Below are 22,721 nucleotides of genomic sequence, written 5' to 3'. Positions count from 1 at the left end.
CCGTCCGGGTCGGTCGACCGTGAACGGGCCCTTTCCGTCGCTATCTTGGCGGTTCGCGGGGGTCGGCGGAGGGGGTTTCCGCCGGAGAGGCGCGTCATTCCTCCAGGGTGAGCCCGCGGCGCAGCCGGGCGAGGGTGCGGGCGAGCAGCCGGGAGACGTGCATCTGGGAGATGCCGAGCTCGGCGCCGATCTCCGACTGGGTGAGTCCGGTGACGAACCGGAGGGAGAGGATGAGCCGTTCGCGTTCGGGGAGCGAGGCGATCATCGGCTTGAGGGAGGCGACGTACTCGATGCCGGTCAGGCCGTGGTCCTCGTAGCCGAGCCGGTCGGCGAGGGTGCTCTCGTTCTGCCCGTGGTCGTCGTCCTCGGTCTGGGCGTCGAGCGAGGCGGCCGTGTAGGCGTTGCTGGCGGCCATGCCCTCGACGACCTCGTCGTCGCTGATGCCGAGTTCGGCGGCGAGTTCGGCGACGGTCGGCGCCCGGTCGAGGCGCTGGGAGAGGGCGTCGCCGGCCCGGGCCAGGTCGAGGCGGAGTTCCTGGAGCCGGCGGGGGACGTGCACGGACCACGAGGTGTCGCGGAAGAAGCGCTTGATCTCGCCGATGATCGTCGGCATCGCGAAGGTGGGGAATTCGACGCCCCGGGCGAGTTCGAAGCGGTCGATGGCCTTGATGAGGCCGATCGTGCCGACCTGGACGATGTCCTCCATGGGTTCGCTGCGGGTGCCGAAGCGGGCGGCGGCGAAGCGGACCAGGGCCAGGTTGAGCTCGACGAGGGTGTTGCGGACGTACGCGTACTCGTGGGTGCCCTCCTCCAGCTCGGCGAGCCGGGCGAAGAGCTCCTTCGAGAGGGCGCGGGCGTCGGCCGGGGCGACCCGGTCGAGGGGTCCTTCGAGCGCCGGGGGCGGCGCGGGTGTGGGATCGGCGGGGCGGGGAAGGGCTGGTGTCGACGGCGCGAGGGGGGTGCGCGGGGCGTCGAGCCGGGATGACATGCGTCTCCTCAGGGGGGTGGGTGTCCGGGGTGCGGTGTGCGGCGCCTCCAAAGCCGGCTGGATCGGGTGTTCCTTACTAGCCCTACCTGCTCGGCGCCGATCGTTGCAAGTGGCAATAATCCGGTTTGGGTGGTTTCGTGGGGGGCTTGTGTGCGCCGGAAGGCGCCCCGCTAGTAGGGTTCTGCGCAGTCGATCGAGGAGGGGCCCCGTCATGGACCGCCAGCACATCGGCGGCGCGCAGCCCGCGCGGCTGCGGGTCGAGGTACGGACCGTGGACGACGGCGCCGAACTTCTGGCGCCGGTGGGTGAGCTCGATCACCACACCGCGGAACTGCTGCGCGTCCCGCTCGACGCGGCCCTCGACGCCGGCCGCGTCCGTCTCGTCGTCGACTGCGAGCGGCTCGCGTTCTGCGACTCGACCGGACTCAACGTGCTCCTCGGGGCGCGGCTGCGGGCCGAGGCCGCCGGCGGCGGGGTCCATCTGGTGGCCATGCGGCCCGCGGTGGCCCGGGTCTTCCGGATCACCGGCGCGGAGGCGGTCTTCACCGTGCACGACACCCTCGCCACCGCGCTCCCGGGCTCCGGCTGACCCCCGCCGGACCCGCGCCCCCTTCCCGCCCCTGCCCCTGTTGTCTCGTCGACCGGTGAGGTGAAGTGCTGATGGACCAGGCTTCCGACGTGCGGACGCTCGCGCTCGGCGAGACCAGCGGCACCGTCCCGCTCGCCCGCGACTTCACCCGCGGCGCGCTGACCGAGTGGGGCTGGCTGCCCGCCGCGTCCGCCGACCGGCGGGCCGCCGCCGAGGACGTCCTGCTCGTCGTCTCCGAACTCGTCACCAACGCCTGCCTGCACGCCGAGGGCCCCGAGCGGCTCCGGGTGGTCCGCCTCGGCCGCAGCGTCCGTCTGGAGGTCACCGACCGGGGAGCGGGCCAGCCCACGCCCCGCACCCCGCACCGGGCCGGACGCCCCGGCGGGCACGGCATGTTCATCGTGCAGCGGCTCTGCCTCGACTGGGGCATCCAGCGCGTCCCGGGCGCCCCCGGCAAGACGGTCTGGGCGGAACTGGCCGCGCCCGCGTGACGGTTGCGGCGCCTGACGGTCGCGCCTGCGTGACGGTGGCGCCTGCTTGACGCTTGCGCCCGCCTGACGCTTGCGCCTGCCTGACGATGGCGGCGCCTGACGGTTGCGCCCGCCTGACGCTTGCGCCTGCCTGACGAGGGCGGCGCTTGGCGACGGTCCGCGCCCGGCCGTCGCGCCCGCCTGACGCTTGCCCGCAGGACTTTCACCGTCGCTCTTCTTCCCTCCGTACGGCCCCAGGCGTACCTTGACGCCCAATCTGATGGCGCGTCAGGAAAAAGAGCGGTGAGGGGTCGCGGGTGTCCAAGAAGCCGAACCGGAGGAGGGCGGCCGCCGTGCTCACGGCCGTCGCCGCGGTCTGGGCGCCGGCCGGCCTCGCCGCCGCGCCCGCCGCCCACGCCGAGATCGTCGACGTGACGTACGAGTGCGAGACCAAGATCGGCGACCGTGCCGCCGTCTCGCCCGTGGACATCACGGCCGAGCGGAAGGGCGACGCCTACACGATCACCATGACCTTCGACAAAGGCGTCTCCGACAGCCCCGTCGAACTCCCCAAGGGCGTCATGACGCCCCGCGCCGACCTCGTCCTCGGCGGCGACGACCAGGGCACCGTCAAGGTCGAGGGCGTCCCCAACTCCGCCGCGATCCCCGCCTTCACGCCCATCAGGATCGGCACCCTCACCGGCACCTACACGCCGAAGCGCGACGGCACCGTCACCTTCACCGCCGGAGTGCTCACCGTCCACGCCCTCGGCATGGACGCCGCCGTCTGCACCCCCGCGAACGCGCCGAAACCCTCCCTGAGCCTGACCGTCACCGGACTCCCGGGCACGCGGCCGGAAGCCCCCGCGGAATCCGCCGAGGAATCCGCCGAGGAGGACGAGGCCGACGGTCTGCCCGGCGGCGAACTGCCCAGAACCGGCGGCACCGTCACCACCACCGCCCTCGCCACCCTCGGCGGCACGGTTCTCCTCGGCGGCGCGGGCGGACTCCTCTGGCTCACCCGCCGCCCCCGCCCCCGCCCCGCCGGCCCGGCCCGCCCATGACCAGGACCCGGTACGCGCTCCTCGCCGCCGGCGCCGTCCTCGGCACGCTCGGCGCCGCGCCCCCCGCCACCCCCGCCGCCCCCGCCTGGACCGCCGCCCCCGCCGCCGGACGGCCGTACGCCTACCTCGAAGGCCCGGCCGGCAGTGTCCTCCAGGACACCCTCTCCGTCACCAACCCCGGCCCGCGCCCCCTCACCGTCACCCTCACCGGCGAGGGCCCGGCCGCCGTCGCCTTCGCCGCCCGCACCGTCACCGTGCCCGCCCGCACCCGCGCCGACGTGCCCTTCGCCGTCACCGTGGCCGCCGCCACCCCGCCCGGCGAACACCGCGGCACCGTACGGGCCGCGGCCGGCGACCGGCGGACCACCGTCGACCTGCGCCTGAAGGTCAGCGGCCCCCGGCTCGCCGCCCTCACCGTCGAGGACGCCCGCGTCGACCGGGCCACCGGCACCCTCCACTACACGCTCGTCAACCGAGGCAGCACCGTCCTCGACCGGCCGCGCCTCGCCGTCCGCGCCGACGGCCTCCTCGGCACCGTCCTCGACCGCCCCGAGCGCGCCCTCCCGCTCAGCCTCCGCCCCGGCGAGCGCGCCGCCCGCACGGAACCCTGGCCCGGCCGGCCCGCCCTCGACTCCGTCACCGTCCGGCTCACCGCCACCGCCCCCGGAGCCACCCCCGCGACCGCCGTCGCCGAGGCCGTCCTCGCCACCGGGCCCGCCGCCGTTTTTGCCGCCGGAGCGCTGCTCGCGGTGGCGGGCGGAGCCGCGTACGCCATCCGGCGCCGCACGAAGGGAGCCACCGCATGAGACCGGCCGCCGCCCCCGCCTGTACGGCCCTGGCCCGCACCCGTACGGCCCTGGCCCGCACCCGTACGGCCCTGGCCCGCACGCGTACCGCCCTGGTCGCGCTGCTCGCGGCCCTCGCTCTCACCCTGCTCCCGGCCGTCGCCGCGTCGGCCGCGCCCTCCGTCTCCACCGTTTCCGCAGCCTCCACCTCCGCCGTCTCCTCGGCCTCCGCCGCCGGTGACCCGACCGTGGCCGTCTCGGGGAACGAGGCTCCCAAGGGCGGGGAGATCACGGTCAGCGGCACCGGCTGGAAGGCCGGCGCGCTGCTGATGGTGCTGCTCTGCGGCCAGGGCACCCCCGAGAAGGGCGTCGTCGGCGGCACCAACTCCTGCGCGAACACCGACGGCCGGGCCGCCACCGTCGACCCGCGCGGCGCCTTCAGCGTCAAGCTCCCGGTCGTCGCCCCGCCCAGGCCCTGCCCCTGCGTCGTCCACGTCTCCGGCGTCACCGGACAGCAGGACGTCGTCGACGCCGCCTTCACCGTGGCCGGCCACCCCACGGCCCCGCTCCCCGACAACGCGGGCGACGGCCGCCTCGCCGTCCTCACCGCGGCCCGCCTGGACGGATCGAGCGGGGTGCTGACCTGGTTCGGCGCGCCGCCCGGCCGCACCGTCGTCCTCACCGTCGGCAACCTCGGCACCGCCCCCGTCCGCGACCCCGTCTTCCTCGTCGGCACCGCCCGGGGCGTCCTCGCCGCGAGCGACGAGGAGCACCAGTGGCGCGGCACCATCAAGCCCGGGCAGAAGGCGCGGATCGAGCTGGACGTCGAGCTCTCCGCCGGAGCCCACGGCGACTACCGGGTCTCCGTCTCCTACGGCGGGAAGGTCCTGGCCGAACAACCCTGGAAGGTGGGCCGCCCCTGGGGCGTCGTCCTCTTCTGGGTCCTGCTCGCCGTGGTCGTGCCCGCCGCCCTCTTCCGGATCGGCATGGTCCTCGTCGACCGGGCCGGCGGCCGGAACCGCCACTCCGTCCCCGTCCCCGTACCGGCGGACGCGGACGGCCCCGGGACGACCGCGGTCCTGCCGTGGTTCCACCCCGGCTCCGCACCGTCCGAGAACAGTCCGACGACGAAGGGACTTACGTGAGCACGCAACGGAGGACGATCGCGGCCGGGGTCGCGCTGATGCTCGGCGGCGCGGGGATCCTGCTGTCCGCCGCTCCCGCCCAGGCCGCGCAGATCTCGTTCGAGACGGAGTGCGTTCCGCCGGCGATCTCCGGCCTCCCGCCGGTCCAGGGCACCACCACGGTGCTGGTCACGGCGCCCGCGACCGCCAAAGTCGGCGACACCGTCGAGGTCGTCTGGAAGACCGTGAAGCCGGCCTCCAAGAACCCCGACATGCTCGACCTGGAGGCGAACACCGTCAAGCCGACCGGCACCATGAAGGTCGGCGGGGCGCAGAGCGGCACGGTCGCCATGGAGGGCCCCCGGCAGAACCCGCCGATCCCCAAGAACACGGCCATGGTCCTGCCCGAGATGAAGGGCACCCTGAAGCTGACCAAGGCGGGCGACGTCACCCTGACGCCCGACGCGTACACGATCAACGTGTCCAAGCCGATGTCCACGAACACCAAGTGCACGCCGAAGGCGCAGGTGCCCGTCGGCGCCACCATCAAGGTGAGCGCGGACGGCGGAGGCGGCGACGGCGGCTCCGACAACGGCGGAGGCTCGGACAACGGAGGTTCGGACAACGGAGGTTCGGACAACGGAGGCGCCGCGAACGGAGGCGCCGCGAACGGGGGCTCCGGGAACGGCGGCCAGACCGACTTCCCGGGCAAGGAGGTCAAGGTGGCCTTCACCTGTACGTCCCCCGGCCCCGCCGCGATCAACTCCAAGGTCACCATCAGCGCGAAGAAGAACGGCGGCGCCTACGACCTCACGGTCAAGACGGCCAAGGGCGTGATGAACAGCCCGGCGCCGCTGCCCGCGAAGGCCCTCACGCCCAGCATGGACATCAAGATCGGCGGGGACGACAGCGGCACCGTCAAGGTCACCGGCGCGTCCAACCCCACCGCGCTCAAGATGAACGACCCGGTGAGCCTCACCGACATGAAGGGCACCTACCGCCCCGGCGCCACCGGCAAGGCCACGCTCTCCCCGGGCGCGCTCACCATCTCCGTCGTCCTGGCCCCGGGCGCGGACCCGATCAAGATCCCCTGCCAGGTGAAGGGCGCCGTCGAGGCGTCCCTCACCCTGGACACCGCCAAGCAGTCCGGCGGCGCCTCCGGCTCCACCGACGACGGCGGCACGGACAACGGCGGCACGAACGCCAACGGTGACGGAGGCAACGGCAACGGAGGCAACGACAACGGGGGCAATGGCAACGGGGGCAACGGCTCCGGCGGGGGCGAGAACCTCGCCGAGACCGGCGCCGAGTCCGACGGCGCCCTCCGCGCCCTCGGTCTGGTCGCCGGCACGGTGATCCTCCTCGGCGGGGCGCTCTTCACCTTCACGCCGTGGCGCAGGCTGGCCCGGCGCGACCGCTAGGACCGTCCGACGGCACCGTCCGACGGCACCGTCCCGACGGGGCACCGTCACGGACGCGCGAAGGCCCGGCACCTGGAAGCAGGTGCCGGGCCTCACGTCCGCAGGGGGGCGTGCCCTACTTGGCGGAGTCCATCAGCGCGTTGACCTTCTTGCGGTACATGAAGATCGCGAATCCGGCGAGCACCGCGGCGAGCGCCTCGAAGAGGACCACGCCGACGCCGTCCATCTTGACGCCCGCCAGGCCGAGCAGACCGGTGACGCAGTCACCGGCGGTGACGGCGAGGAACCAGACGCCCATCATCTGGGAGGCGTACTTCTGCGGCGCCATCTTGGTCGTGACCGACAGGCCGACCGGGGACAGGCACAGCTCCGCGACGGTGTGCATCAGGAAGATGAGCACCAGCCACCACATGGTGACCTTGGTGTCGGTGCCGGCGGTCTGGTTCAGCGGGATCGCGAAGACGAAGAACGAGGCACCGACGATGACCAGGCCGATCGAGAACTTCACGATGGTGCTGGGCTCGCGGCGGCGGCGCGCCAGCGCCATCCACAGCCAGGCGAAGAACGGCGCCAGGATGACCACGAAGAGCGGGTTCAGCGACTGGAAGAGGACGTTCGGCATCTCCCAGCCGAAGAGGCTGCGCTCGGAGTTCTCGCTGCCGAACAGCGACAGCGTGGAACCGCCCTGGTCGTAGATCATCCAGAAGACGGCGGCGGCCACGAAGAACCAGATGTACGCGTTCATCTTGGTCTGCTCGCCGGAGGTCAGCTCCTTGTCGCGCTTGATCCGCGCGAGGACGGCGACCGGGATGACCAGACCGGCGATCGTGATCGGGTACAGCGCCCACTTGATCGTGAACATGTCCATCGCGACCACGACGCCGTAGAAGACGGCGGTGACGACGACGGCGACGATCGTCTTGGTGAGGATGCCGTTGCGCTCGGCGGGGGTGAGCGGGTTCGGGATCTCGCTGCTCTTCGGGTTCAGCGTGCGGCCGAAGACCAGGAAGAAGACCAGGCCCAGACCCATGCCGACGGCGGCGAGGAAGAAGCCCAGGTGCCAGTTGACCGTCTCGCCGACGATGCCGATGGCGATCGGGGCGAGGAAGGCGCCGAGGTTGATGCCGATGTAGAAGATCGTGAAGCCGCTGTCCCGGCGGGAGTCGTCCATGCCCTGGTACAGGTGGCCGACCATCGTCGAGATGTTGGCCTTCAGCAGGCCGGAGCCGATCGCGACCAGCGCCAGACCGGCGAAGAACGCGATCTGGCCGGGCAGGGCGAGCGACACGTGCCCGAGCATGATCACGGTGCCGGCGATGGCGACGGTCTTGCGGGCGCCCCAGACGCGGTCGCCGAACCAGCCGCCGGGCAGGGCCATGAGGTAGACCATGGCCACGTAGACGGAGTAGATCGCCGTGGCCGTCGCGGCCGTGTAGCCGAGTCCGCCGCCCTGGCTGCCGGTCGCGGCGTCGACGCCACCGGAGACCAGGTACAGGACGAGAAGCGCACGCATGCCGTAGTAGGAGAACCGCTCCCACATCTCGGTCATGAACAGCGTGGCCAGGCCAACGGGGTGGCCGAGGAAGGTCTTCTCGTGAGCCGGGCTCGGCGAGTCCTTCGTCAGGCTGGAAGCCATGGGTCGATCCTTGCTAGCTCGGGACGCGACGCCTCATGAGCGTGATGCGCCCGGTGGGGGGTGGCCGGCACCGGACGGGGCGTTTGCGCCCCGGCCGGGATCCACGCCCCGCCGCGCGTCGTCGCGCCGCGGGACCCGGCCCACAGGTCGTTCACCGTCTCAAGGCCGGCGGAGCCAACCCTGCGCAGAAAAGAGGACCTTGGCTGACGAAGCAGGCCAAAGGTCCCCGATTACCGCTACAGACGTCTCGCCACCATACGACACGACAGTGCCGGATATGGAAGGACTTGAGAGATGGATCACAGGTGACCATGGAACCAACGGAGGGCATTCCAAGGTGATGTCCAGATTACGCACCCTGCTTCCGAGGCGGCCGGAGGTGGGGGCGGGCGGCCCGCGATCCCGCCCCGGCACGGCACCCGTGCGGACTACCATCACCCCATGACCCGTGTACTGCTCGCCGAGGACGACGCATCCATCTCGGAACCGCTGGCCCGCGCCCTGCGGAGAGAGGGGTACGAGGTCGAGGTCCGCGAGGACGGGCCGACCGCGCTCGAAGCCGGCCTCCAGGGCGGGGTCGACCTGGTCGTGCTCGACCTGGGCCTGCCCGGCATGGACGGCCTGGAGGTCGCCCGGCGGCTGCGGGCCGAGGGGCACACGATCCCGATCCTGGTCCTCACCGCCCGCGCGGACGAGGTCGACACGGTCGTCGGGCTCGACGCGGGCGCCGACGACTACGTCACCAAGCCCTTCCGCCTCGCCGAGCTGCTCGCCCGCGTCCGGGCCCTCCTCCGGCGCGGCGCCGCCGAGCCCGTCCCCGCGCCCGCCACCCACGGCGTCCGCATCGACGTCGAGTCGCACCGGGCCTGGATGGGCGAGGAGGAGCTCCAGCTCACCGCGAAGGAGTTCGACCTGCTGCGGGTCCTGGTCCGGGACGCGGGCCGGGTCGTCACCCGCGACCAGCTGATGCGCGAGGTCTGGGACACCACGTGGTGGTCCTCCACCAAGACCCTCGACATGCACATCTCCTGGCTCCGCAAGAAGCTCGGCGACGACGCGGCGAACCCCCGCTACATCGCCACCGTCCGAGGCGTCGGCTTCCGCTTCGAGAAGAGCTAGCTCGCGCCCCGCCGTGTGGGCAGGCGTTCCGCTTGGGGGTCCCCCTGGACGAAGTCCTTGGGGGAGGAACGGGTGGGCACACGGAACGGCGCCCAGTGCCGCGCCCAGGCTCCGGAGCCTGAACCCGCACCCGGTGCGCGGCGCACCGACAAGGCCCGCCCCGGACGGCCCTCCGCAGACCCCGCAACCCGCCCGGGAGGGCACGTGCGCCGCCGCCTCATCACCTCCACCCTCGCCGTCGTCCTCGTGGTGATCGCCGTCTTCGGCGTCTCCCTCGTCCTCGTCGAGACCAGGACCATCACCAGCAGCGCCCAGGAGAGCGTCGACGCCGAGGCCCTCCGCATCGTCTCGATCGTCGACAGCCGGCTCATCGGCGGCGAGCCCGTGAACCCCGGCATCCTCGCGGAGCAGAGCGGCGCGAAGCGGTACGCCCTCGTCACCATCCCCGGCCGGCCCCCCATCGAGATCGGCACCCGCCCCACCGGCAGCGTCATCCGCGGCTACGCTGAGGGCGAGCGCGGCGAGACGGCGATCGTCGAGGAGTCCCGCTCGGCCGTCACCTCCGAGGTCGGCAGCACGGCCCTGATCATCGTCGCCGTCGCCGGCCTCGCCGTCATCGCCGCCGTCCTCCTCGCCGTACGCCAGGCGAACCGGCTCGCCTCCCCGCTCACCGACCTCGCCGAGACCGCGGAACGGCTCGGCTCCGGCGACCCCCGGCCCCGGCACCGGCGGTACGGGGTCCCCGAGCTCGACCGGGTCGCGGACGTGCTCGACGCCTCCGCCGAGCGGATCGGCCGGATGCTCACGGCCGAGCGCCGGCTCGCCGCCGACGCCTCCCACCAGCTCCGTACGCCCCTCACCGCGCTCTCCATGCGCCTGGAGGAGGTCGCGCTCGCCGACGACCTGGACACGGTCAAGGAGGAGGCGACGATCGCGCTCACCCAGGTCGAGCGGCTCACCGACGTCGTCGAGCGGCTGCTCACCAACTCCCGCGACCCCCGCTCCGGCTCCGCCGTGGCCTTCGACATCGACGAGGTCGTCAAGCAGCAGATCGAGGAGTGGCGCCCCGCCTACCGCAGCGCGGGCCGCGCCATCGTCCGCTCGGGCAAGCAGGGCATGCGGGCCATCGGCACCCCGGGGGCGGTCGCCCAGGTCCTCGCCGCGCTCATCGAGAACTCGCTCATGCACGGCGGCGGCACCGTCGCCCTGCGTACCCGCGTCATCGGCAACCAGTCGGTGATCGAGGTCACCGACGAGGGGCCCGGCGTCCCCGCCGACCTCGGCGCGCGGATCTTCGAGCGGGCGGTCAGCGGCCGCAGCTCCACCGGCATCGGCCTCGCGGTCGCCCGGGACCTCGCAGAGGCGGACGGCGGCCGGCTGGAACTCCTCCAGCAGCAGCCGCCGGTCTTCGCGCTCTTCCTCAGCCGGGAGGCGCGCAGCGGCTCCGACGAGACGCGGGAGCGCCCGGTGCGCTGAGGCGCGGCCTCTCGGAGAAGGGCCGGGTCAGACGTGGTCGGGCTGGCGGCGGCGGGCCTGCCGCGGCGCCACCGGCTCGGCCTGCTCCAGGAAGTCCGCCTCGAGGAAGGACTCAGCCGTCTGCACGGCCTCCTTCGCCGGCAGCGCCCGGAACACCCACGTGCGGTACGACCAGAAGCGGAAGAGCGTCGCGACACCGATGCCGAAGAACTTGAAGAAGTTGCTGGCCAGCGGCGAGTTCCAGCCGAGGCCGTAGGTCGCCGCGTAGAGGATGCCGTTCTCGATGACCATCCCGACCAGGCTGAACAGCAGGAAGAGGGTCATCTCCTTGGTGCGGCCCGACTTGTCGCGGTCGCGGTACGTGAAGTAACGGAACCCCACGTAGTTGAAGGCGATGGCCACGATCGTCGCGATCAGGCTGGCCCGCACCACCGGAAGCTCCGTGGTGTGCCGGACCAGGTTGAACACGACCAGGTTGACCAGGACTCCGAGTCCGCCGACCACCCCGAACTTGGCGACCTCGCGGCCGAGCAGGGCGATTCGCATGCGCAGCGCGCCGGGTTCGCTCATGGTGGGGTCGGTCCGTCCGTCGGGTGACGTCCGGGTGACGTCAACCCACTCATGCTAACCAGCCTCCCCTGTCACCCGCCCGGGTAGGCGGGAAACCTGTGGAAAACCCATCACTGCCCCGTCACGCCTTGTGTCAATCCACAGCCAAAAACGTGTTCACGGATGGTGCGGATACCCTAAGAGGGTGACGTTCCCGGTAGTAGGCATGGTCGGCGGCGGGCAGCTCGCCCGCATGACCCACGAGGCGGGCATCCCCCTCGGCATCAAGTTCAAGATCCTCAGCGACACCCCGCAGGACTCGGCGGCGCAGGTGGCCGGAGAGGTCGTCATCGGCGACTACCGCGACCTGGAGACGCTCCGCGCGTTCGCCCGCGGCTGCGACGTGATCACCTTCGATCACGAGCACGTCCCCACCGAGCACCTGCGCGCCCTGGAGGCCGACGGCATCCCCGTCCGCCCCGGGCCCGGTGCCCTCGTGCACGCGCAGGACAAGGGGGTGATGCGGGCGAAGCTCGACGAGATCGGCGCGCCCAGCCCCCGGCACCGCATCGTGGCCGACCCGGCCGACGCGGTCGCCTTCGCGGAGGAGGCCGGCGGCTTCCCGATCATCCTCAAGACCGTGCGCGGCGGCTACGACGGCAAGGGCGTCTGGTTCGTCCGTTCCGCCGAGGACGCCCGCGACCCCTTCCTCGCCGGCGTGCCCGTGCTCGCCGAGGAGAAGGTCGACTTCGTCCGCGAGCTCGCGGCGAACATCGTGCGCTCCCCGCACGGCCAGGCCGTCGCCTACCCGGTGGTCGAGTCCCGCCAGGTCGACGGCGTCTGCGACACGGTCATCGCGCCCGCCCCCGACCTCGACGAGGAGCTGGCGGGGCAGGCCCAGGAGCTGGCCCTGCGGATCGCCAAGGAGCTCGGCGTCGTCGGCCACCTCGCCGTGGAGCTCTTCCAGACCACCGACGGGCGGATCCTCGTCAACGAGCTGGCGATGCGCCCGCACAACTCCGGCCACTGGACCATGGACGGCGCGATCACCAGCCAGTTCGCCAACCACGTCCGCGCCGTCCTCGACCTGCCGCTCGGCGACCCCCGCCCGCGCGCCCCGTGGACCGTGATGTGCAACGTCCTCGGCGGCGACTACCCGGACATGTACCAGGGCTACCTGCACTGCATGGCCCGCGACCCGCGGCTCAAGATCCACATGTACGGCAAGGACGTGAAGCCCGGCCGCAAGGTCGGCCACGTCAACACCTACGGCGACGACCTGGACGAGGTGCTGGAGCGCGCCCGCCACGCCGCCGACTACCTGCGAGGGACCATCGTTGAGTAACCAGGCGAGCAACCCGCTCATCGGCATCGTGATGGGCTCCGACTCCGACTGGCCCGTCATGGAGGCCGCCGCCCAGGCCCTCGACGAGTTCGAGATCCCGTACGAGGTCGACGTCGTCTCCGCCCACCGGATGCCGCGCGAGATGATCGCGTACGGCGAGCGGGCGGCCGGCCGCGGTCTGAAGGCGATCATCGCGGGCGCCGGCGGCGCCGCCCACCTCCCGGGCATGCTGGCCTCCGTCACCCCGCTCCCGGTCGTCGGCGTCCCCGTGCCGCTGAAGTACCTGGACGGCATGGACTCGCTGCTCTCCATCGTGCAGATGCCCGCCGGCATCCCGGTCGCCACGGTCTCCGTCGCCGGCGCGCGCAACGCGGGCCTGCTCGCGGTCCGCATCCTCGCCGCCGCCGACCCGGCGCTCCAGGCCCGCATGGAGGAGTTCCTCCAGGGCCTCAACGCGCAGGCCACCGAGAAGGGCCAGCGGCTGCGCGCCAAGGTCGAGGGCACCGAGTCCTTCGGGTTCGCCCGGTGAGCGCGGCCGAGCGGCTCGCCGAGGCGCGCGCCCTCCTCGCGGAGGCCCCCGTCGTCGACGGGCACAACGACCTCCCGTGGGCGCTGCGGCAGCAGTGCGGCTACGACCTCGACGCGCTCGACATCGCGGGCGACCGCTCGGCCTCCCTCCACACCGACCTCGCCCGGCTCCGCGCCGGCGGGGTCGGTGCCCAGTTCTGGTCCGTCTACGTGCCGGGCCGGCTCGCCGGCGACCACGCGGTGAGCGCCACCCTGGAGCAGATCGACGCCGTCGACCGGCTGGTCGAGCGGTACGCGGCCGACCTGGCGCCCGCCCGGACCGCCGGTGACGTCGCCAAGGCCCGCGCCGAGGGCCGGATCGCCTCCCTCAAGGGAGCCGAGGGCGGCCACTCCATCGACAACTCCCTCGCGACGCTGCGCGCCTTCGCCACCCTCGGCGTGCGGTACATGACCCTCACGCACAACGAGAACAACGACTGGGCGGACTCCGCCACCGACGAGCCGCGGCACGGCGGCCTCACCGCCTTCGGCCGCGCCGTGGTCCGCGAGATGAACCGCTGCGGCATGCTCGTCGACCTCTCGCACGTCGCCGCCACCACCATGCGCGACGCCCTCGACGAGACCACCGCGCCGGTGGTCTTCTCGCACTCCTCCTCCCGCGCGGTCTGCGACCACCCGAGGAACGTCCCGGACGACGTCCTGGAGCGGCTGCCCGCCAACGGCGGCGTGGCGATGGCGACCTTCGTGCCCAAGTTCATCCTCCCCGCGGCCGTCGAATGGACCCTGCGCGCCGACGCCAACCTGCGCGCCCACGGCCTGCACCACCTCGACACCACCCCCGAGGCGAAGGCGATCCACGCCGCCTTCGCGGCGGAGCACCCCCGCCCGATCGCCACCGCCGCCACGGTCGCCGACCACCTCGACCACATGCGCGAGGTCGCCGGGATCGACCACGTCGGCATCGGCGGCGACTACGACGGCACCGCCTTCACCCCGGCCGGCCTCGACGACGTCGCCGGCTACCCCCACCTGATCGCGGAGCTCCTGCACCGCGGCTGGTCCCGCGCCGACCTCACCAAGCTGACCTGGTCGAACGCGCTCCGCGTGCTCGGTGACGCGGAGGCCGTCTCCCGCGACCTGACCGCCCGCACCCCCGCCTCGCACGCCACGATCGCCCAGCTCGACGGCGCCGCCTGAGCCGCTGTCAGGAGTTGCCGCGGAAGCGGATGGTGCCCCGGTCGCGCTCCGGCCCCGCGTCGAACCGCGACCGGTCCACCACCGGCCGGGGCCGCGGGGCGCGGGCCTGGAGCCGGATCGTCGCCCGCCCGGACAGGGCCGTACACCACTGGCCGAGGTCGGGCCGGGAACCGTACGCCCCCGCCGCCTGCGCCCACAGCCGCCGCACCGCCGTCTCCCGCCGCTCGTCGAGCACCCCGGGCAGCACCGCCAGCGGGCGCTCCGGCGTCACGTACGGGTCCTGGGCGAGGATCCGGCCGAGCATCAGCGCCGCCTTGTAGCGGTCGCTGTCCACGCTCACCGTCCCGGGGGGCGCCTGCGGGTCGTGCCAGTCCGGGGTGTCGGCCTGGGCGAGGACCGGCAGGTGTCCGGTGATCCGGATGCCGTCGCAGTCGAGGAGGTGGAGGGCGGGCTCCGGGTCGAGGGACCACAGCACGTTCGCCTGCGACAGGTCGCCGACCACCAGGCCCATGGCGTGCAGCCGCTCGACCAGCTCCACCAGGACCACGCCGAGCGCCAGCCGCTCCTCCGGGGTGGGCTGGCGGATGGTCCGGGTCGCCGCCTTCGGTTCCCGCAGGAGGTACTGGAGCTCGGTGACCTTGGTCCCGCCCTTCGGGGGCGTCCAGGTCATCGAGTCGGGTGCCCGGCGCATCAGGAAGCCCACCACCCGCCCGCCGTCCGTCACCCGGCACAGGGGCCAGGCGGCCTCCCGGTCGAGCCGCAGCCGCTCCTCCGGCACGAGGCCGAGCCGGAGGGCGACGAGCGCGGAGAGTTCGGCCGCGTTCACCTTGGCCGGGGTGAGGTACTCCTTGAAGAGCAGCCGCTGCGCGCCGACGAGCACGTGCACCCGGCCCTGGCCCCCCGTGTTCAGCTCTCGCTCGACCGTGAGCAGCGACCGCTCGACGTCGGCGCCGTCGTCCGCCGTCACGGCCGTGCCTCCCACAGCACGGCCGCGGTGCGGTCGTCGTCGTAGGACTTCACCCGGTACTGGAACTGCCAGAGGAAGTCGGCCGGTTCGGGCACGGTCCCGCCGCCCCAGGCGCCCGCGAGGAAGGCCCGCATCTCCGTCTCTCCCGCCAGCGGAGAGGAGAAGCCGTCGGTGGAGACCACCAGGACGTCCCCCGGCAGGGTGTCGAGCAGCCGCGCCGAGACGCTGCGGGACATGGGCAGCGCGGCGGTCCGGGTGTCGATGACCCGGCCCTCGTCCTCCTCCTGGCCGCCCTCGCCGGGCGCCAGGTCCCACGATCCGTCGCGGAGCAGGGCGGTGCCGCCGTCCCCGACGGTGAAGACCCCCCGGGTGCGGACGGCCGGGTCGAGCGGCACGACCAGCACCCGGAGGGTGGTGGAGTACGTGACGGGTGCGAGCCCCCTCGGACCCGCCCGCTCGACCAGGTACTCGGCGACGTGGGCGGCGGTCTGCCGGGCCAGATCGGCGAAGAGGTCCTCGCGCCCGGCGGCCAGCGTCTCGAACACCTCCTGGGCGCGGACGCCGAGCACCTGGAGGGCACGCTGACAGGCGTGGTACGACCCGAGGTGCGAGAGCGGCTGCGAGCCGACCCCGTCGGCCACCGCCACCGCCAGCAGCTCACCCGAGCCCTCCTCGCCGAGGTGGGCCGTCATGACCGTGTCCTGCCGGGCCTCGCCGAGGTACCGGTGGGAGTCCCCGCGCACGGACGCGGCCCGCAGGGTCAGCCCCCCGTGGGCGGCGCCGTCGAGCACGATGTCCGGGACGACGGCGGCGGCGAGCGTCTCGTCCGTCATCCGGGGCCGGCCCCGTGGCACCGGTGGATAGCTGGGCGGCCGCCGTCCGGCGTGCGGCGGCGCCCCGAGCACCGGAGCCGCGGGCGCGGGCGGCGCGGCGGGCACAGGCGGCGCGGCGGGTACCGGGGGCACGGCGGGGGCGGGGGGAACGGCGGGCGCCGGGGGCCCGGCGGGGGCCGGCGGCACGGCCGGTGGGACGGTCGCGGGTACGGGCGGGACGGCGGGCGGGACGGTCGCGGGTACGGGCGCCACCGTCGGCGGGGCGGCCGGTACGGGCTCGGCGGCCGGGGCGGCCGGGGCGGCCGGTACGGGCTCGGCGGCCGGGGCGGCCGGGGCGGCCGGTACGGGCTCGGCGGCCGGGGCGGTCGGTTCGGGCTCCGTGGCCGGGGCGGCCGGTTCGGGCGGTGTCGCCTTCTCCAGTCGTACGCGCCCCTGGAACTCCCACGGGCGCGCGGGTTCGGGCCGGCTCATGCGCTCCATGTCGGGTTCCTCAGAGCTTGTCGAGCGAGACGGTCGTGAAGTTGGGGACGTTGTCGTCCACCGCCAGCTTGAGGTCCGATCCGCCGTCGGCGGAGATGCTGATGGCGGAGTTGACGATGGACCGGGTCAGGCTCTTCGCGAACTCGCTCAGCGCCTTCGCCGCCGAGACGCCGTCCCGCTTCTGGATGAAGGCGCGGAAGTTCGCCACCTGCGCGATCGTGGACTCCTCGGCATCGCCGATCCCGAAGGCGATGATTTTCGGGCAGTAGCGGGAGGCCGTCAGCTCCTGGTACGCCTGCGTCCAGTCGTCGTCCGTCGGGATGCCGTCCGACATGAAGAACGCGACGGGCCGGTAGACCTCGTGGCCCTCGGCCTTCAGCGCGGCCACGTCCGTCTCGATGCACCGCAGCAGCGTGCGGAAGGCGTTGCCGAAGGAGGTGAGGCCGCCCGCCGAGAGCGCCGGCACCTCGTCGATGTCGCTGAGGTCGGCCAGCGGCTGGAGCACCTGCGCGTCGGTGGAGAAGCCGATGAGGCTGAACCGGGTCTTGTCCGCGACCGTCGGGTTGGTGCTGATCTCGTTGTGCAGCTCCACGAGCGCCGTGTTGAGCGCGTCGACGCTGTCGCCCGCCATCGAGCCCGACTCGTCGCACAGCAGGTAGAACGGAAGAATCTGCATGATTCGGTTCCCTCCGGTGGGGCGGTCTCGTGCCCCTCAGTACGTGTAGAAGTAGATCTCGATGTCGGCGCGCCCGCCCGGGGCGCCGCCCTTCCAGAAGTCCCGGGTCGTGGTGCCCTTGAACATGTCCGGACGGGCCTTCGCCAGCTGCGCGTTGACCTCGCTCGCGTAGCCGACGCCGGCGCCCGGGTCGGAGTGCCGGCCGAAGGTGAGGACGAACGCCGCCTGCCGGCCCGCGTACTTCGCCGTCACCGCCCGCAGCCGCTCCCGCATGGCGGTCCGGTCGCCCGGGGCCGCCCCGATCGACACCTTCACCGGGGTACGGACCACGGCGCGCGGCCCCTTCGGCTTCGACGGCTTGCTCGTCCCCGGCTTGGGGCTCGCCGAGGCGCCGGGGCGGGCCTCGGCGGCCAGCGGGTCGCCCCGGTCGCCCATCGCCACGAGGGCGAGGACGAGCAGCATGTCCGCGAAGAGCCAGCCGGCCAGGTGCAGGGGGTTGAAGCGGGGCGCCCTCACCGCGGCCCGGCCCCGTCAGGGTCCTCGCGGCCCGGCAGCGCGGGCGGCCCCGCCGAGCCCGCCTCCCGTGCGGGCGGCACACCCGGCCCGGACCCGGCGTCCGGATCCCGCCCGGGGCCCGCGCCCCCGCGACGGCCGGTGCCGCCGGAGTCCGCGCTCCCGCCCTTGCCGAGGCTCAGCCCCCCGTCCCGGCCGCCGTCCCGGCTCCCGTCCCGGCCGCCGCCCCGGCGCCCGCGCTCCCGGCCCCCGCTTCCGGCCGCGTCGCGCGCCAGCGCCGCCGCCAGGGTGTCGGAAGCCTGGCCCAGCCGCTCCGCCACCCGGGTCAGCGCGTCCGCCTGGTCGGCGAGCCGGCCGAGCAGTGCCTGGGCGTCCGCCCGGTCCCGCGCGGCTCCCTCGACGACGTCGGCGAGCCGGCCGAGCACCTGCCCGGACAGGTCGCCGGAGACCTCGATCCCGGTGGTGAACGAGCGCTGCGCCGCCGCCAGCGTCATGACGGAGTCCTCGACCTGGCTGCCGGCCTTCTCCAGGACGTCCCTGACCTCGCCGTTCGTCCCCCGTACGTCCTCCAGGGCCTGGCGCACCAGGACCCCGCTGCCGCTCACCGCAGTCTCGATGCGGTCGGCGGCGGACTCCAGCGGCTTCACCGCGCCGTCCACGGCGGCCAGCCGCTGCTGCGCCTTGTCGAGGGAGTCGCCGACGCTCGTGGCGGCCTGCGCGAGCAGCCCCTGGGTCTTGCTGGCCCGGTCGCCCAGCTTGCCCAGGACGGCGGCGGACTTCGTCAGCTCCTCCGCGAACCGGACGGGGGAGGAGTACCGGTGCGCGTTGAGGCAGAGCTGCGCCCGGGTCAGCACCGGCACCAGCTGCCGGAGCAGCGCCTCCGTCCGCTGTTCGGCGGCCCGCTCCAGCCGGTCCGCCCGGCCCCGGCGCCAGCCGTGCAGCACCGCGAGGACGAGGAGGAGGACGATCGCGCCGGTGGCGGTCCCGGCGACGTGCCCGAAGGTGAAGAAGCCGGTCAGGTGCCCCTCGAAGCCGGACTGCCACAGCTGGAGGAACGGCCGGGTGGCCGCCTTGGGGTTCGCGCCGGTCAGTGCCCCGTACGCGCTCGACGCCCGCGTGAGGCCGTACCAGGTCAGCGCGAGCGGGACGAAGACCAGCCCGCCGAGCGCCGTCTCCAGCCAGCTCCAGCCGGGGTGGTCGCGCGGCGGCGGGCCGGCGTCCACGCTCTCCGGCCGGGCGTACGCGGCCACCAGGTCGAGGTCGGTCCACGGATCGAGCGGCCGCGCATCGGCGTCGGCGGCCCGCAGCGCCCGGCACAGTTCGGTCAACTCGGCCGCGCGCGGGGCGAGTCGGGCGTCCTGGCTCAACTGCTCGATGTCCCGGGCCACTTTCATCCGGTCCGTCGCGAAACCGACGGTCATGCCCACCCCCACGACGCGACGAGAAAGAGGGGGGTGCCGTCCTCGGCGTCGTGCGCTCCCCAGCGCACCCTTCACGCCCGCCATCCCCCGTTTGGGAGCAGATCGTAGCCCACTCGCGGATACTGTGTGAGTCGCGGAAGTCAGGCGGACAGGGGGAGTTGACGTGGCATCAGACAGGCAGCGCGGGGTCATCCGGCTCAAGCCCAAGACGCCCGGCGAGCCCAAGCCCAAGACCCCCGGCGAGACCCCCCGGCCGCCCCGCCCCCCGGCCGGGGAGCGCGCCGGCCGTGAGGCCCTGCTGACCAGGGCGACGCCGCTCGGCCTCGTCTCCGGCCGGGGTGTCCTCCAGGCCAACCTGAACTGGTCCGCCGCGACCGGCGCCGACCTGGACCTCGGCTGCCTGATCGAGCTCGCCGACGGCTCCATCCACGTCATCCAGGCGCTCGGCGACTCCTTCGGCGCGCTCGACGCGCCCCCGTACACGCTCCTCGACCAGGACGACCGGACCGGCGCCTCCTCGGACGGCGAGACGGTGCGGACGAACCTGGAGTACCGGGCGAAGTTCCGGCGGATCCTCGTCTACACCTTCGTCTACGAGGGCGCGGTCGACTTCCGGAGTCTCGGTGCGACCGTCACGGTCACCGCCGCCTCCGGCCGTCTGCGCATCCTCCTCGACGACGCCCCGGCCGGGGCGACGGCCTGTGCGATCGCGCTGATCACGGCCGGGAACGGCGGCATGGACGTGCGCCGCGAGGTCCGCTGGTTCACCGCGACGCCGTGGGAGAGCAACCAGCAGCTGATCGACCGGGCCTACGGCTTCGGCGTCCCCTGGGTGTGGGGCACCAAGGACTGAGGCGACTGCACCGCCGCGCCCTCACCCGAACGGCTCAGCCCGGCGGGCCCCCGGCCGGGCCCGGCTGGCACGGTGGACGGTACTGCCCCGCCCTCTTGGCGGGGTAGTACTGCATCACCGAGTTCGGAAGTGTGAGTAGTGCCATGGCAGATCTCGACGACCATCCCCCCTTCTCTGCCGCCTCCGGCGCCGTCGGCGCGCTGGAACCCCCGGAGCCACCACCCCCGCCGCTCGACGAGACCGCCCGCGCGCGGGCGATCCTCGCCGCCCAGCCCGTCCTCGAAGGCCACACCGAACTCCCCGCGCTCCTCGACCCCGAGGACCTGCCGCCCGCCCGGGCCGGGGAGGCGGGCGCCCAGTTCTGGTCGCTGCGCGTGGACTCCGACGACGGCGCCTTCGGCACCCTGCGCCGGCTCGACACGATCCGGGCGCTCGTCGCCGCCTGCCCCGACGACCTGCGCCTGGCGCACTCCACCTCGGAGATGATCCACGCCCGCAACTGCGGCCGGGTCGCCGCGCTGCTCGGCCCGGTCGACTGGACCGCCGTCGGCGGCTCCGCCGCCACCCTGCGGGCGTACCACGCCCTGGGCGTCCGGGCGGTGAACCTCACCCGCTTCGACCGCTTCGCCCGCGAGGCGGTCCGCGAGATGAACCGCATCGGCCTCGCCGTGGACCTCTCCGGCGCCGACCAGGACACCGTCCGCAAGGTCCTCGCCGTGACCCGCGCCCCGGCCCTGGTCACCCGGGCCGCCCCGGACGCGCTCCCGGACGACGTGCTGCGGCTCCTCGGCGGGAACGGCGCCGTCTGCATGGTCGCCGTCGGGGACGACCCCGCCGCCACCGCCGACCTCCTCGACCGGGTACGCGACCTGGCGGGGCCCGCTTCCACCGGCCTCTCCCGCCTGACCGCCCCGGCGGCCGGCTACGTGCCGCTCTTCGCGGAGCTGCTGCGCCGGGACTGGCCGGCCCGGGACCTGGTCGGCCTGGCCCACGGCAACGCCACCCGCGCCCTGCGCGAGACCGAGTTCCTGTCCCGTACGAACCGGATCAGGCCCGTCGCCGCCTGACCCGCACCCGTAACCCGCACCCGTACAGCCACGAGGAAGGGGCGCACCGGATCCGTCCGGTGCGCCCCTTCCTCCCTGCCGTCACGCGCGCGGGCGGCCCATCGCCCGGTACGTCCAGCCGGCCGCCCGCCACCGCTCGCCGTCCAGGGCGTTGCGCCCGTCGAGGAGGACCGGGGAGGTGACGACCGCGGCCAGCTCCGCCGGGTCGAGCTCGCGGAACTCGCGCCACTCGGTGAGGTGCAGCACCACGTCCGCGCCCCGCACGGCCTCGACGGCGGAGTCCGCGTAGCCGAGCGTGGGGAAGACCTTGCGGGCGTTCTCCATGCCCTTGGGGTCGTAGACGGTCACCTGGCCGCCCTGGAGGTGTATCTGCCCGGCCACGTTGAGCGCGGGGGAGTCGCGGACGTCGTCCGAGTCGGGCTTGAAGGTGGCGCCGAGGACGGCGACCCGGCGGCCCAGGAAGGAGTTCCCGCCGAGCGCCTCGCGGGCCATCTCGACCATCTGGCCGCGCCGCCGCATGTTGATGGAGTCGATCTCGCGGAGGAAGGTCAGCGCCTGGTCGACGCCGAGCTCGCCCGCGCGGGCCATGAAGGCCCGGATGTCCTTGGGCAGGCAGCCGCCGCCGAAGCCGACGCCGGCGCGGAGGAACTTGTTGCCGATCCGCTCGTCGTGGCCGATCGCCTCGGCCAGCCTGGCGACGTCGCCGCCGGCCGCCTCGCAGATCTCGGCCATCGCGTTGATGAAGGAGATCTTGGTGGCGAGGAAGGAGTTCGCGGCCGTCTTCACCAGCTCGGAGGTCGGGAAGTCGGTGAGGACGAACGGCGAGCCGGCGGCGACGGGGGCCGCGTACACCTCGCGGAGCAGCTTCTCGGCCCGCCCGTCGTCGTCGCCGCGCACGCCGACCACGATCCGGTCCGGGCGCAGGGTGTCCTGGACGGCGAAGCCCTCGCGCAGGAACTCGGGGTTCCAGGCCAGGTCCACGCCCTCCGGCAGCAGCCCCGCCAGCCGCTCGGCGGAGCCGACCGGGACGGTGGACTTGCCGACGGCCAGCGAGCCCGGGCGGGCGACGGCGGCGAGGGAGGCGAAGGCGGCGTCGACGTAGCTCATGTCACAGCCGTACTCACCGTGCTTCTGCGGGGTGTTCACGCAGACGAAGTGGACGTCGCCGAAGGCGCCCACCTCCTCCCAGGAGGTGGTGAAGCGCAGCCGGCCGGTGGAGCCCTCGATGCCGGCGACGTGCTTGCGGAGCAGTTCCTCCAGGCCGGGCTCGAACATCGGGACGCGGCCGGAGGCCAGCAGCTCGACCTTCTCGGGCACGACGTCGAGGCCGAGGACCTCGAAGCCCATCTCCGCCATGGCCGCGGCGTGGGTGGCTCCGAGGTATCCGGTGCCGATCACGGTGATCTTCAGGGCCATGCGGAACTCCAGGGACGTCGGGCGAAAGTGCCTGCCCGAGCATAGTCGTGCGCTGACAAGGTCCCGGTTCACGCCCTACCCTTTGGGTTACTTAACGGTAGTTAGCAAGCCAGGGAGCTCAAGACCATGGGCAAGGACTTCGACCTGTACCGGTTGTCCGAGGAGCACGAGATGCTCCGGGAGTCGGTGCGTGCGCTGGCGGAG

22 protein-coding genes are annotated in these 22,721 nt (G+C 73.5%); 13 read left to right on the top strand and 9 right to left on the bottom strand.

Annotated elements, in window-relative coordinates:
* Window positions 1-94: 94 nt before the first annotated feature.
* Window positions 95-988, bottom strand: a complete 894-nt coding sequence (locus tag ACIGHB_RS26900) for an RNA polymerase sigma factor SigF (protein ID WP_360320712.1) — start codon at window positions 986-988, stop codon at window positions 95-97.
* Between the two features lie 211 nt (window positions 989-1,199).
* On the opposite strand from ACIGHB_RS26900, the gene ACIGHB_RS26895 reads away from it, so the two are divergent.
* The 6 genes from ACIGHB_RS26895 to ACIGHB_RS26870 all read left to right on the top strand — a co-directional run bounded on the left by ACIGHB_RS26895 (window position 1,200) and on the right by ACIGHB_RS26870 (window position 6,441).
* Window positions 1,200-1,577 (top strand): STAS domain-containing protein, encoded by a 378-nt coding sequence (locus tag ACIGHB_RS26895; RefSeq protein ID WP_360320715.1) that lies wholly within the window; start codon window positions 1,200-1,202, stop codon window positions 1,575-1,577.
* Between the two features lie 71 nt (window positions 1,578-1,648).
* A complete protein-coding gene (locus ACIGHB_RS26890) occupies window positions 1,649-2,068 on the top strand; it encodes an ATP-binding protein (RefSeq protein WP_360320718.1) in 420 nt (139 codons plus the stop codon).
* Window positions 2,069-2,364: 296 nt separating this feature from the next.
* On the top strand, window positions 2,365-3,111 hold the full coding sequence (locus ACIGHB_RS26885; protein ID WP_399916486.1) for a peptidase: 747 nt from the start codon (window positions 2,365-2,367) through the stop codon (window positions 3,109-3,111).
* A complete protein-coding gene (locus ACIGHB_RS26880; protein ID WP_399916484.1) occupies window positions 3,108-3,917 on the top strand; it encodes a hypothetical protein in 810 nt (269 codons plus the stop codon). The genes ACIGHB_RS26885 and ACIGHB_RS26880 overlap by 4 nt, the downstream gene beginning before the upstream one ends.
* Complete coding sequence (locus ACIGHB_RS26875; protein WP_399916482.1) at window positions 3,914-5,041, top strand: hypothetical protein; 1,128 nt, start codon at window positions 3,914-3,916, stop codon at window positions 5,039-5,041. Before ACIGHB_RS26880 ends, ACIGHB_RS26875 begins: the two co-directional genes overlap by 4 nt.
* Before the next feature lie 38 nt (window positions 5,042-5,079).
* On the top strand, window positions 5,080-6,441 hold the full coding sequence (locus ACIGHB_RS26870; RefSeq protein WP_399916672.1) for a hypothetical protein: 1,362 nt from the start codon (window positions 5,080-5,082) through the stop codon (window positions 6,439-6,441).
* A gap of 115 nt (window positions 6,442-6,556) precedes the next feature.
* On the opposite strand, the gene ACIGHB_RS26865 is transcribed toward ACIGHB_RS26870, so the two are convergent.
* Window positions 6,557-8,077 carry an oligopeptide:H+ symporter gene (locus tag ACIGHB_RS26865; RefSeq protein WP_360320733.1) on the bottom strand — a complete coding sequence of 507 codons (1,521 nt, stop codon included), beginning with the start codon at window positions 8,075-8,077 and terminating at the stop codon, window positions 6,557-6,559.
* A gap of 441 nt (window positions 8,078-8,518) precedes the next feature.
* Here ACIGHB_RS26865 and ACIGHB_RS26860 point away from each other — a divergent pair, with 441 nt between their 5' ends.
* The gene (locus ACIGHB_RS26860; protein WP_360320736.1) at window positions 8,519-9,196 is read left to right on the top strand and encodes a response regulator transcription factor; all 678 of its coding nucleotides are present in this window, start codon (window positions 8,519-8,521) and stop codon (window positions 9,194-9,196) included.
* Between the two features lie 204 nt (window positions 9,197-9,400).
* Window positions 9,401-10,672 (top strand): ATP-binding protein, encoded by a 1,272-nt coding sequence (locus ACIGHB_RS26855; protein ID WP_360320739.1) that lies wholly within the window; start codon window positions 9,401-9,403, stop codon window positions 10,670-10,672.
* A 27-nt stretch (window positions 10,673-10,699) separates the two neighbouring features.
* Here the strand turns inward: ACIGHB_RS26855 and ACIGHB_RS26850 are convergent, their stop codons facing one another.
* The gene (locus tag ACIGHB_RS26850; RefSeq protein ID WP_360320742.1) at window positions 10,700-11,242 is read right to left on the bottom strand and encodes a GtrA family protein; all 543 of its coding nucleotides are present in this window, start codon (window positions 11,240-11,242) and stop codon (window positions 10,700-10,702) included.
* Window positions 11,243-11,426: 184 nt separating this feature from the next.
* Here ACIGHB_RS26850 and ACIGHB_RS26845 point away from each other — a divergent pair, with 184 nt between their 5' ends.
* Genes ACIGHB_RS26845 through ACIGHB_RS26835 form a run of 3 tightly spaced genes read left to right on the top strand, consistent with a single transcriptional unit; the run spans window position 11,427 to window position 14,291 of the window.
* Window positions 11,427-12,566: a 5-(carboxyamino)imidazole ribonucleotide synthase gene (locus ACIGHB_RS26845; RefSeq protein WP_360320745.1), complete on the top strand. Its 1,140-nt coding sequence runs from the start codon at window positions 11,427-11,429 to the stop codon at window positions 12,564-12,566.
* A 31-nt stretch (window positions 12,567-12,597) separates the two neighbouring features.
* Window positions 12,598-13,095 carry a 5-(carboxyamino)imidazole ribonucleotide mutase gene (gene purE, locus ACIGHB_RS26840; RefSeq protein ID WP_360320760.1) on the top strand — a complete coding sequence of 166 codons (498 nt, stop codon included), beginning with the start codon at window positions 12,598-12,600 and terminating at the stop codon, window positions 13,093-13,095.
* The gene (locus ACIGHB_RS26835) at window positions 13,092-14,291 is read left to right on the top strand and encodes a dipeptidase (protein WP_399916477.1); all 1,200 of its coding nucleotides are present in this window, start codon (window positions 13,092-13,094) and stop codon (window positions 14,289-14,291) included. Before purE ends, ACIGHB_RS26835 begins: the two co-directional genes overlap by 4 nt.
* A 7-nt stretch (window positions 14,292-14,298) precedes the next feature.
* Here the strand turns inward: ACIGHB_RS26835 and ACIGHB_RS26830 are convergent, their stop codons facing one another.
* The 5 genes from ACIGHB_RS26830 to ACIGHB_RS26810 are packed head-to-tail and all read right to left on the bottom strand — an operon-like array spanning window position 14,299 to window position 19,181.
* A complete protein-coding gene (locus tag ACIGHB_RS26830) occupies window positions 14,299-15,258 on the bottom strand; it encodes a hypothetical protein (RefSeq protein ID WP_399916475.1) in 960 nt (319 codons plus the stop codon).
* A complete protein-coding gene (locus ACIGHB_RS26825) occupies window positions 15,255-16,571 on the bottom strand; it encodes a protein phosphatase 2C domain-containing protein (protein WP_399916473.1) in 1,317 nt (438 codons plus the stop codon). Before ACIGHB_RS26825 ends, ACIGHB_RS26830 begins: the two co-directional genes overlap by 4 nt.
* 10 nt (window positions 16,572-16,581) lie before the next feature.
* Window positions 16,582-17,247 (bottom strand): VWA domain-containing protein, encoded by a 666-nt coding sequence (locus tag ACIGHB_RS26820; protein WP_399916471.1) that lies wholly within the window; start codon window positions 17,245-17,247, stop codon window positions 16,582-16,584.
* Window positions 17,248-17,283: 36 nt separating this feature from the next.
* Window positions 17,284-17,763 carry a hypothetical protein gene (locus tag ACIGHB_RS26815; protein ID WP_399916469.1) on the bottom strand — a complete coding sequence of 160 codons (480 nt, stop codon included), beginning with the start codon at window positions 17,761-17,763 and terminating at the stop codon, window positions 17,284-17,286.
* Complete coding sequence (locus ACIGHB_RS26810; protein ID WP_399916467.1) at window positions 17,760-19,181, bottom strand: methyl-accepting chemotaxis protein; 1,422 nt, start codon at window positions 19,179-19,181, stop codon at window positions 17,760-17,762. The genes ACIGHB_RS26815 and ACIGHB_RS26810 overlap by 4 nt, the downstream gene beginning before the upstream one ends.
* 163 nt (window positions 19,182-19,344) lie before the next feature.
* Here ACIGHB_RS26810 and ACIGHB_RS26805 point away from each other — a divergent pair, with 163 nt between their 5' ends.
* Together ACIGHB_RS26805 and ACIGHB_RS26800 are read left to right on the top strand one after the other, a co-directional pair.
* A complete protein-coding gene (locus ACIGHB_RS26805; protein WP_399916465.1) occupies window positions 19,345-20,034 on the top strand; it encodes a tellurium resistance protein in 690 nt (229 codons plus the stop codon).
* Window positions 20,035-20,177: 143 nt separating this feature from the next.
* Complete coding sequence (locus ACIGHB_RS26800; RefSeq protein ID WP_360322176.1) at window positions 20,178-21,101, top strand: membrane dipeptidase; 924 nt, start codon at window positions 20,178-20,180, stop codon at window positions 21,099-21,101.
* 81 nt (window positions 21,102-21,182) lie between these two features.
* On the opposite strand, the gene ACIGHB_RS26795 is transcribed toward ACIGHB_RS26800, so the two are convergent.
* Window positions 21,183-22,517 (bottom strand): UDP-glucose/GDP-mannose dehydrogenase family protein, encoded by a 1,335-nt coding sequence (locus ACIGHB_RS26795; protein WP_360322179.1) that lies wholly within the window; start codon window positions 22,515-22,517, stop codon window positions 21,183-21,185.
* Between the last annotated feature and the right edge of the window lie 204 nt (window positions 22,518-22,721).

It is taken from the genome of Streptomyces sp. NPDC085460, assembly GCF_044541975.1.
Taxonomy (GTDB): domain Bacteria; phylum Actinomycetota; class Actinomycetes; order Streptomycetales; family Streptomycetaceae; genus Streptomyces.
This window is presented reverse-complemented; position numbering and strand designations above follow the sequence as displayed.

Coding starts and splice junctions, on each gene's coding strand:
- ACIGHB_RS26870 (WP_399916672.1), top strand. CDS start 5,080: ATGCTCGGCGGCGCGGGGATCCTGCTGTCCGCCGCTCCCGCCCAGGCC.
- ACIGHB_RS26800 (WP_360322176.1), top strand. CDS start 20,178: ATGGCAGATCTCGACGACCATCCCCCCTTCTCTGCCGCCTCCGGCGCC.
- ACIGHB_RS26810 (WP_399916467.1), bottom strand. CDS start 19,181: ATGACCGTCGGTTTCGCGACGGACCGGATGAAAGTGGCCCGGGACATC.
- ACIGHB_RS26825 (WP_399916473.1), bottom strand. CDS start 16,571: ATGGAGCGCATGAGCCGGCCCGAACCCGCGCGCCCGTGGGAGTTCCAG.
- ACIGHB_RS26865 (WP_360320733.1), bottom strand. CDS start 8,077: ATGGCTTCCAGCCTGACGAAGGACTCGCCGAGCCCGGCTCACGAGAAG.
- ACIGHB_RS26820 (WP_399916471.1), bottom strand. CDS start 17,247: ATGCAGATTCTTCCGTTCTACCTGCTGTGCGACGAGTCGGGCTCGATG.
- ACIGHB_RS26890 (WP_360320718.1), top strand. CDS start 1,649: ATGGACCAGGCTTCCGACGTGCGGACGCTCGCGCTCGGCGAGACCAGC.
- ACIGHB_RS26875 (WP_399916482.1), top strand. CDS start 3,914: ATGAGACCGGCCGCCGCCCCCGCCTGTACGGCCCTGGCCCGCACCCGT.
- ACIGHB_RS26880 (WP_399916484.1), top strand. CDS start 3,108: ATGACCAGGACCCGGTACGCGCTCCTCGCCGCCGGCGCCGTCCTCGGC.
- ACIGHB_RS26860 (WP_360320736.1), top strand. CDS start 8,519: ATGACCCGTGTACTGCTCGCCGAGGACGACGCATCCATCTCGGAACCG.
- purE (WP_360320760.1), top strand. CDS start 12,598: ATGGGCTCCGACTCCGACTGGCCCGTCATGGAGGCCGCCGCCCAGGCC.
- ACIGHB_RS26900 (WP_360320712.1), bottom strand. CDS start 988: ATGTCATCCCGGCTCGACGCCCCGCGCACCCCCCTCGCGCCGTCGACA.
- ACIGHB_RS26850 (WP_360320742.1), bottom strand. CDS start 11,242: ATGAGCGAACCCGGCGCGCTGCGCATGCGAATCGCCCTGCTCGGCCGC.
- ACIGHB_RS26895 (WP_360320715.1), top strand. CDS start 1,200: ATGGACCGCCAGCACATCGGCGGCGCGCAGCCCGCGCGGCTGCGGGTC.
- ACIGHB_RS26795 (WP_360322179.1), bottom strand. CDS start 22,517: ATGGCCCTGAAGATCACCGTGATCGGCACCGGATACCTCGGAGCCACC.